The sequence below is a fragment of the Streptomyces sp. E2N166 genome (assembly GCF_003671715.1).
Classification (GTDB): Bacteria; Actinomycetota; Actinomycetes; order Streptomycetales; family Streptomycetaceae; genus Streptomyces; species Streptomyces thinghirensis.
Genome location: NZ_RAIF01000027.1, coordinates 82,815 through 91,333 on the forward strand (window position 1 = coordinate 82,815; position 8,519 = coordinate 91,333).

General features: G+C 71.6%; 8 protein-coding genes. 3 read left to right on the forward strand and 5 right to left on the reverse strand.

Going from position 1 to position 8,519, the window contains the following annotated elements:
* Positions 1-3 precede the first annotated feature (3 nt).
* Positions 4-1,779, forward strand: a complete 1,776-nt coding sequence (locus tag EBH09_RS20855) for a cytochrome c biogenesis protein ResB (RefSeq protein ID WP_238697384.1) — start codon at positions 4-6, stop codon at positions 1,777-1,779.
* Positions 1,776-2,915 carry a c-type cytochrome biogenesis protein CcsB gene (gene ccsB / locus EBH09_RS20860; protein WP_121748506.1) on the forward strand — a complete coding sequence of 380 codons (1,140 nt, stop codon included), beginning with the start codon at positions 1,776-1,778 and terminating at the stop codon, positions 2,913-2,915. Before EBH09_RS20855 ends, ccsB begins: the two co-directional genes overlap by 4 nt.
* A gap of 26 nt (positions 2,916-2,941) precedes the next feature.
* On the opposite strand, the gene EBH09_RS20865 is transcribed toward ccsB, so the two are convergent.
* From EBH09_RS20865 to EBH09_RS20880, 4 genes are all read right to left on the reverse strand, one after another.
* On the reverse strand, positions 2,942-4,351 hold the full coding sequence (locus tag EBH09_RS20865) for a condensation domain-containing protein (RefSeq protein ID WP_121748507.1): 1,410 nt from the start codon (positions 4,349-4,351) through the stop codon (positions 2,942-2,944).
* 129 nt (positions 4,352-4,480) lie between these two features.
* A complete protein-coding gene (locus EBH09_RS20870) occupies positions 4,481-4,795 on the reverse strand; it encodes a hypothetical protein (RefSeq protein ID WP_345940950.1) in 315 nt (104 codons plus the stop codon).
* A gap of 35 nt (positions 4,796-4,830) precedes the next feature.
* Positions 4,831-5,499: a DUF6232 family protein gene (locus EBH09_RS20875; RefSeq protein ID WP_238697385.1), complete on the reverse strand. Its 669-nt coding sequence runs from the start codon at positions 5,497-5,499 to the stop codon at positions 4,831-4,833.
* 64 nt (positions 5,500-5,563) lie between these two features.
* A complete protein-coding gene (locus EBH09_RS20880) occupies positions 5,564-6,280 on the reverse strand; it encodes a MerR family transcriptional regulator (protein ID WP_121748508.1) in 717 nt (238 codons plus the stop codon).
* 114 nt (positions 6,281-6,394) lie between these two features.
* Between EBH09_RS20880 and EBH09_RS20885 the strand changes: the two genes are divergently transcribed.
* A complete protein-coding gene (locus tag EBH09_RS20885; protein ID WP_121748677.1) occupies positions 6,395-8,008 on the forward strand; it encodes a carboxylesterase/lipase family protein in 1,614 nt (537 codons plus the stop codon).
* On the opposite strand, the gene EBH09_RS39105 is transcribed toward EBH09_RS20885, so the two are convergent.
* Positions 7,935-8,474: a hypothetical protein gene (locus EBH09_RS39105; protein ID WP_238697386.1), complete on the reverse strand. Its 540-nt coding sequence runs from the start codon at positions 8,472-8,474 to the stop codon at positions 7,935-7,937. The two genes, EBH09_RS20885 and EBH09_RS39105, sit on opposite strands and share 74 nt — an antisense overlap.
* Positions 8,475-8,519: the final 45 nt, after the last annotated feature.

Here is an 8,519-nt window from a genome sequence, read left to right on the forward strand (position 1 = left end):
CCGATGAGCAAGACCACCACGGGCAAGACCCCGACGGACGCCCCGAAGGGCACCCCGGAGGACATCCCCACGGCGGGCGAGGAGCAGGAACTCGGCGCCGCCGGCTCCCAGCTCTCCACCGCCCCCAAGGAGGAGGCGCCGGGCCTCCCCGCCCTCGGGGTCATCGGCTGGGCCCGCTGGTTCTGGCGGCAGCTCACCTCGATGCGGGTGGCGCTGCTGCTGCTCCTGCTGCTGTCGCTGGGCGCGATCCCCGGCTCGCTGATCCCGCAGGAGGGTGTCGACGCCCTGAAGGTCGAGGACTTCCGCGAGAAGCACGACATCCTCGGGCCCCTCTACGACGCGCTCGGCCTCTTCCACGTCTACAGCTCGGTGTGGTTCTCCGCGATCTACATCCTGCTGTTCGTCTCCCTCATCGGCTGCATCGTCCCGCGCACCTGGCAGTTCGTCGGCCAGCTCCGCGGCCGCCCGCCCGGCGCCCCCCGGCGCCTGACCCGGCTCCCGGCGTACACCACCTGGCGCACCGGGGCCGAGCCCGAGCAGGTCCGCGAAGCCGCGCTCATGCTGCTGAAGAAGCGCCGCTTCCGCGCCCACACCGTCGGTGACGCCGTCGCCGCCGAGAAGGGCTACGCGCGCGAGGTGGGCAACCTGGCCTTCCACATCGCGCTGATCGTGATGCTGATCGCCTTCGCCTGGGGCCAGCTGTTCAAGTACGAGGGCAACAAGCTGATCCTGGAGGGCGACGGCTTCTCCAACACCCTCACCCAGTACGACGACTTCAAGTCCGGCAACCTCTTCGACCCGGACCACGACCTCGCCCCCTTCAGCTTCTCCCTGAAGAACTTCCGCGGCACCTACGAGGCGACGGGCCCCAACCGGGGCACCCCGCGCGTCTACGAGGCCGAGGTCGACTACAGCGAAGGCGCCTACGGCGAGGAGAAGACGACCACCATCAAGGTCAACGAGCCGCTGGAGATCGACGGCTCCAAGGTCTACCTCGTCAGCCACGGCTACGCGCCCATCCTCACCATCAGGGACGCCAAGGGCAACGTCGTCATGGACAGGGAGGCGACCGCCCTGCTGCCGCTGGACTCCAACGTCACCTCCTCCGGTGCCGTCATGGTCAGGGACGGCTACCGCAACGCCGAGGGCGAGAAGGAACAGCTCGGCTTCAACGCCTTCTTCCTCCCCACCTACGGCGGCGAGGGCAGCACGATGCTGTCGGCCTTCCCCGCGCTGACCAACCCGATGCTGGCGCTCTCCGCCTACCACGGAGACCTCGGTGTCGACGCGGGCTTCGCGAAGAGCATCTACCAGCTCGACAAGAAGAACCTGAAGGAGTTCAAGGACTCCGACGGCGAGCTGTTCAAGAAGCAGCTCAAGATCGGCGAGACCATGACGCTCCCGAACGGTGCCGGCACGGTCACCTTCGACGGCGTCCAGGAGTGGGCCGGCTTCCAGGTCACCCAGCAGCCCGCCAGCGGCTGGGCGCTCGCCGGCGCGGTCGCCGCCATCTTCGGCCTCGCCGGCTCCCTGTTCATCCAGCGCCGCCGCGTCTGGGTCCGGGCCGTCAGGGGCGCCGACGGCGTCACGGTCGTCGAGATGGCCGGCCTCGGGCGCAGCGAGTCCGCGAAGGTACCCGAGGAGCTCGGCGACCTCGCCGCGATCCTTTACGAGCAGGCGCCCGACGCACCGGACACCTCCGACGCACCGAAGAACGACGACGACACCCCCGATTCCCCCGACACCCACGTCGTACCTGCCGAAGGGGCTGAGAAGTGACTCTCGCCACCGCAACCCAACTGGCCGCCGCGGCCAACGAGGACCTCGCGAACCTCAGCAACACGCTGATCTACTCCGCGATGGCGGTCTACACCCTCGCGTTCTTCGCCCACATCGCCGAGTGGCTCTTCGGCAGCCGCAGCAAGGTCGGCCGCACCGCCGCCGCGCTCACCGCGACCGGCGAGGGGAAGGCGAACGCGAAGGGCGCCCCGGCCGTCACCGTGAAGAAGGCCGGCGGCACCGCCGTGCTGGAGCGGCCGAAGGTCGTCGTCCGGGCCGCGGCCGGCTCCCGGGACGTGCCCGACGGGCCCGGCGCGCACGGCGGCACCGAGAAGGGCGACCTCTACGGCCGTATCGCCATCTCGCTCACCGTGCTCGCCTTCGCCATCGAGGCGGGCGGCGTGCTCACCCGCGCCCTGTCGGTGAAGCGGGCGCCGTGGGGCAACATGTACGAGTTCAACATCACGTTCACGACGGTCGCCGCCGGCGTGTACCTCGTACTGCTCGCCATGAGGAAGAACGTCCGCTGGCTGGGCCTGCCGCTGACCACCACCGTCCTGCTCGACCTCGGCCTCGCGGTGACGGTCCTCTACACCGCCAGCGACCAGCTCGTCCCGGCCCTGCACTCGTACTGGCTGTACATCCACGTCTCCACGGCGATCTTCTGCGGCGCGGTCTTCTACGTCGGCGCGGTCGGCACGATCCTGTACCTCTTCAAGGACAGCTTCGAGAACAAGCTCGCGAACGGCGGCGAGCCCGGCCGCTTCGCCAGCTCCGTCCTGGACCGGCTGCCCGCCGCCGCCTCCCTCGACAAGTTCTCCTACCGCGTCAACGCCGCCGTCTTCCCGCTGTGGACGTTCACGATCATCGCGGGGGCGATCTGGGCGGGCGACGCCTGGGGCCGCTACTGGGGCTGGGACCCCAAGGAGGTCTGGTCCTTCATCACCTGGGTCGCCTACGCCTGCTACCTGCACGCCCGCGCCACCGCCGGCTGGAAGGGCCGCAAGGCCGCCTACCTGGCACTGGCCGCCTTCGGCTGCTGGCTGTTCAACTACTACGGCGTCAACATCTTCGTATCCGGCAAGCACTCCTACGCGGACGTGGGCCTGGGTGCCCTCCAGTCCGTCGGTTTCTGAACCGGACGCTCACCCAGGCGGCTCGTCTACGGCTGATGCGCTCCGCCGCGGGCGACGTTCGTCACGACGTCCCGCAGCCGCTCCACGTAAAGGCTCAGGTTCTTGTGCGCGACGTCGGTGTCCGGGTACCGGGCGGCGAACCACAGGCCCTCCGGGAGCCGGGTGACCCACGCGCACACCTGGTCGCCGTACGACACCCTCAGCAGGGCGTACGCCGACAGGTCCGGCCAGCGCCCGGCGCCCGGGACGTCGCGGGCGTCGACGTACGACACGATCGAGTACAGGTCGGGGGAGGTGGGTCGGAAGTCCGTACCGAGCAGGCGCAGCACCCGGTCGATCGGCATGCGGGACAGCCGTCGGTTGGCCTGTAGCTCGGCCCGGACGGTGCGCAGGGCGCTCGGGAAGTCCTGGGCGCGCGACGCGGGGACCTCGATCGGCGCGCCGCCCACGTACCAGCCCACCGACTCCGACCACTGGGACCGCGACCTGGTGTGGAACGGCACGACGGTGCGGTAGACGGGCTCCCCGCCGATCTCGTGGACCACCAGCGCGGTGGCGGCCAGGACACCGACCAGACTGCCGCCGTGGGGCCGGCAGTACGCCTCGAACGCGGCGGCGTCGGCCGCGTCCACCAGCGGCTCGCGCAGCAGCTTCTGCTCGGGCAGCGTCCCGCCGGGCTCCACGCCCAGGTCGACGGGGAAGGACGGCAGCCGCCCGTCGCATCGCCGGATGAACTCCCGCCAGCGGGACACGACGTCGTGGCCGCCGTCGATCCGGTCCGCGTCCGCCCGCTCGGCCTCGCAGAAGTCGACGTAGCTGCCGACCCGCGGATGCGGCACGGTCCGGCCCTCGACGCCCGCCGTGTACAACTCGTGGATCTCGGCGGGGATGCGGTAGATGGAGTAGGCGTCGACGTTGCTGTGGTCGAACGCCATGTACACGCTGACGCCGTCGTCGCGGACGACGGCCGTGTAGATGAGGTTGGGCCAGCGCAGCGCGTCCGCGACGGTGTCGAAGCGGTCCCGGAGGTGGCGGGCCAGTTCGGTCGCGTCCGGGAAGTCGCCGACGTCCTCGCGGTGCAGGGACACGGCGTCCGCCGCCAGCGTGAACCGGCGCATCGCGTCCCCGGTCCCGCCGCTCCAGCGGAAGCCGCTGCGCAGCGTTTCGTGCCGCAGGGTCCAGGCGCGCAGCGCCTCCTGGAGCGCGTCCAGGTCGACCGGGCCCGGGATGTCGAAGGCCGTGCCGAGCCAGGTCGGCACGAACAGGCCGTCGTCGCGGACCGACCGGGCCGTCCGGATGTGCGACTCCTGGATGTACGCCGGTGGCCGCGCGTCCTCGGGCAGCGCTGCCGCGACCTCGACGGTCGCCGGACTGAGCGTCCACTCGACGAGGCGCCCGGGCCGGATCTCGCAGCGGTGGATGTCGGTCAGTCGCACGAGGGGTCTCCGTTCGCAGATGTACAGACCCGACCAAGGGAATGCCGAGCCCGCGACCGCGCACATGGTGTGTCGGCACGGTTCAACGGAACGGATGGCCCCTCGAACGGCGGTACGGGGGCCGCGTCGTCAGCCGCCGAGCAGCCCGAGGACGCTGTTCACGGCCTCGACGACGGGCTGGCCGACCGCTCCCACCGTGGCGGCGATGCCCGCCACCGCCATCAGGGCGCGGTGCCGTTGCTGCGGCTGGGTGCCGGGAGCGGTGGTGATGTCCGGCAGGCAGTCGTCGATGGACTGCGCGCTGGCCGGTGGAACCTCGTTGCGCAGCTCGCGCACCAGCTCGACGAGTTGCTGGATCGCCGCCTCCAGGGCGGGAGACGCCTCGGACCCGGCGGGCGCCGCCTGGTTCTTGACGATGCCGGTGTTGCCGAGACCTCCGTGCATCGAGACGCTGTCGCCGAAGTAGTAGTTGTCGCCGCTTATTTGTGGCCCACCCCCACGTTTCCCGATCCGCCGTACATGTTGACGTTGTCGCCGAAGTAGTAGTTCCTGGGATTGACCAGGAGCTGCTCGACGCTGACGTGGAACTCCGCCTCGGGGTTCTCGATGGCCTGCACGATGGGCGCGACGAGCCGGTCGAGGTGGTGCGGGTCGGCACTGGTCACCATCGCGAGGGACGGCCCGGAGGTCTCCACCGCCAGGACGTACTGGGCCGGTGCCGTCAGTACGGAGAACAGCTCCACGATGCTGAACACCAGCGCGGCGATGGCCCCCAGCCAGACGAAGGTGAGGATGCCGCCGGCCGTCGAGCTGTCCGCGAGCGCCGTCAGTCCGGCGACGATGGTCAGTCCGAAGGCCACCGACAGGATCAGCGCCGTGCGCTTGAGGAACAGCAGCGTGGCTTCCTTGCGCCGGGGCGTCATGGTGAAGGTGTAGACCCGGGTGATGTTCTGCAGCGGGTACGCCGCCGCGCCGACCCACAGCAGACGCTTGCTGACCCGCAGGTCGATGCCCCGCACGGCCTGCGGTGGCACGGCCGGCGGCGGCGGGATGTCGTACTGGCCCGGTGGCTCGGTTCTCTGGCCGGGCGGCTGGAACACCTGCTGCGGGGGCTGCGTGCTCGGACCCGGTGGCGGAGCGCTCTCCATCGTCTTCCTGATCCTCCGTAGGCTGATGGGCCGTCAGTGAGTGATCCATTAACCACGCAGGGTGTCACTGGTGCAAGTCGCCGAGATACGCGTGCAGTCGGCCCGCGCCGTCGAGGGTGGCCCGCGTGCGAGCCGTGAGCGCCTGCTCCCGGGCGGCGATCGCCGCCCGCAGGGCGGTACTGCTCCCCTCCCGCCGCAGCCCTTCCAGGACGGGCCTGATGTGGTCGAACAGGTGGTGGCTGCGGCGCAGGGTGCGCACGACCCGCGCGTCGCGCACGTCGGCGGGCCCGTACACGCGGTACTTCGTGCCCCGCTCCCGCCCGGGCGCGAGCAGCCCCGCCGCCTCCCACACCCGCAGCGCGGACGTCCGTACGCCGATCAGCTCGGCCACTTCACCGATGCGCAGGCCGGCACCGGAACGGGACGGTACCCCGGGTTCCTCACCGGCCAGCGCCTCCAGCGCCTCACTCGCGGCCCGCAGCGAGACCCGCTCCTCGTGCAGGGCGGCGTGTGCGGCGTCCACGAGGGCGAGTGCGCCGGGGACGTCTCCCTCGTGCACGGCCCGCATGACCTGCGTCGCGGTCACCGGCCCGTACCCCTCCCGCAGACCTCTGTACGTCAGCAGCGCGAGCCGGTGCGCCTCGCCGAAGACCCGGTAACCGGACTCGGTCCGCCCGGCCGGGGGGAGCACGCCGGCGGCCTCGTAGTTGCGGATCTGCTGGGTCGAGAGACCGGCGAGGCGGGCGAGGTCGACAGTGCGCAGACGGCGGTCGTTCGTCATCGCGTCGAGGGTATGGGGCCGTGGGCGTGACTGGTGATTTACGCGATGCGGAGAAGGCGCCGGGACGCCGACACTGCGGTGACCGTGCCACCCGACCCGTACCCGGAGGTGCCGATGTCCGCTCCGCTCACGAGACGCAAGGCAGGAAGGACGACGCGAGGCCCGTCACCGTGGAGGCGCCGCCTGCGCGGGGCGCTGGCCGGCGCGGTCCTGCTGTCGGCGGCCGGTCTGGGCGCCGCACCCGCAGCCACGGCGGCGGACGATACGACCGTCACCACCCGGTACGGGCAGGTGCGGGGCGAGACGGGCGAGTCCGCGAACGCCTACCTGGGCATCCCCTACGCCGCGCCGCCGGTCGGAGACAGGCGCTGGAAGCCGCCCGCCCCGCCCGCGCGCTGGACGGGCGTCCGCGACGCCACGGCCCCCGGTAACCCCTGCATGCAGGCGGACTCGTCCACCCCCTGGGGCGACCTGGCCGGACCCGGCACCCCCAGTGAGGACTGCCTCTACCTCAACGTCCACGCCCCCGCCGAGCGCTCCTCGCGCGAGAAGCCCGTGATGGTCTGGATCCACGGCGGCGGCTTCACCATCGGCTCCGGGACCTTCTACGACGGCGGTGAACTGGCCGCCCGCGGCGACGTGGTCGTCGTCACCCTCAACTACCGCCTCGGCGCGTTCGGTTACCTCGCCCACCCGGACCTGGCGGGCGAGTCGCCGGAAGGCGTCTCCGGCAACTACGGCCTGCTCGACCAGCAGGCGGCACTGCACTGGGTGCGGCAGAACATCGCCGCGTTCGGCGGCGACCCGGGCAACGTGACGATCTTCGGCGAGTCGGCGGGCGGCGGCAGCGTCTGCCAGCACCTCGTGTCACCCCGCACGCTCGGCCTGTACGACCGTGCCATCGCCCAGTCGGGCTGCGGCTTCCCCCTGCCCACCCAGGAGTCGCAGCAGCGCACCGGCGCCTCCTGGGCCGACTCGCTGGGCTGCGCGGACGTGGCCTGCCTGCGCGCCGAACCGGCCGGTGAACTGCTCACCGCCTCACTGAACCCCGGCGCCCGCTGGGTCCCCAACGTCGACGGCCGCGTACTGCCGCTCCAGATCACGGACGCGCTGGAGAAGGGCCGCTTCCACCGCGTCCCCGTCCTCCAGGGCACCACCGCCGACGAGGGCCGCCTCACCGTGGCGACCACGTACGAGCTGGCCGGCCGCCGGCTGACCGCCGCCGGATACCCGGTGGCCGTCCGCGCCCTCTACGGCGACCGGTCCGACGCGATCCTCGCCCGCTACCCGCTGTCCGGGTACGGCACCCCCGCCGAGGCCCTGGGCGCGGTCCTCACCGACTCGCAGTTCGCCTGCCTCCAGTCCCGCACGGCGGAGCTGATGGCCGACCACACCCGCTCCTACCAGTACGAGTTCGCCGACCGCCAGGCCATGGACTACCTGAACCTGCCGCTCAGCTTCCCCCTCGGCGCCCCGCACGGCTCCGAGATCCGGTACGTCTTCGGCGCCGTCGCGGGCACCCCCGCCCAGAACGCCCTCGCGGCGAAGATGATGGGCTACTGGACCAACTTCGCGCACACCGGCGTCCCGTACGCGGCCGACGCCCCGCGCTGGAACCAGCACCCGAAGGTGCAGGTGCTCGCCCCGGACGCCATCACACGGTCGACGACCTTCCCCCAGGACCACAAGTGCGACCTGTGGCTCCAGGGGACCCCGGCCCGCCCATGACCGGCTCCAGCACGGCGTAGTCCGCGAAGAGGCGCCGGTAGCGCAGGTGCCGGGTCTCCTGTGTATGCCCGCGCTGCCACTCCTCCACCTCCTCCGGACCCGGACAAGGCCCGGAGGAGGCACCGCAGTCGGCCTCGTCCCCCGACACGCAGCGCGCCTCGTACTCGGGCAGCGCCGACGGGTCCTGCGCGATCACGAACGGCACGTACCGGAAGACGCGGCGCGTCCGCTCGTGCCCCTGTCGCTGGTGCCGGGCCAGCAGCACGTCGGCGTCGGTCTCGGCGCTGCCGTCGCCGACGGCCCGGGCATGCGCGCGCAGTACGGCCAGCTGCGTGCAGGTGGTGCAGCCGGCCACCGGTTCGGACGGCGGCGGCAGAGCGACCAGCGCCCGCGCCGTCAACGCGTCCGTGAACGACCGGTCGTTGGCCGCGCGCACCGCGGCGCTCAGTCGTCCCTCACGATCCATCGTGCAACCTCCGTGACTGTGGGTGTATCGAGAGTCGCTCAGGGG

Excerpts from the sequence above, each read along its gene's own strand:
- EBH09_RS20875 (WP_238697385.1), bottom strand. The coding sequence starts at position 5,499 with ATGGAGAGCGCTCCGCCACCGGGTCCGAGCACGCAGCCCCCGCAGCAG.
- EBH09_RS20885 (WP_121748677.1), top strand. The coding sequence starts at position 6,395 with ATGTCCGCTCCGCTCACGAGACGCAAGGCAGGAAGGACGACGCGAGGC.
- EBH09_RS20870 (WP_345940950.1), bottom strand. The coding sequence starts at position 4,795 with ATGCACGGAGGTCTCGGCAACACCGGCATCGTCAAGAACCAGGCGGCG.
- EBH09_RS39105 (WP_238697386.1), bottom strand. The coding sequence starts at position 8,474 with ATGGATCGTGAGGGACGACTGAGCGCCGCGGTGCGCGCGGCCAACGAC.
- EBH09_RS20880 (WP_121748508.1), bottom strand. The coding sequence starts at position 6,280 with ATGACGAACGACCGCCGTCTGCGCACTGTCGACCTCGCCCGCCTCGCC.
- EBH09_RS20855 (WP_238697384.1), top strand. The coding sequence starts at position 4 with ATGAGCAAGACCACCACGGGCAAGACCCCGACGGACGCCCCGAAGGGC.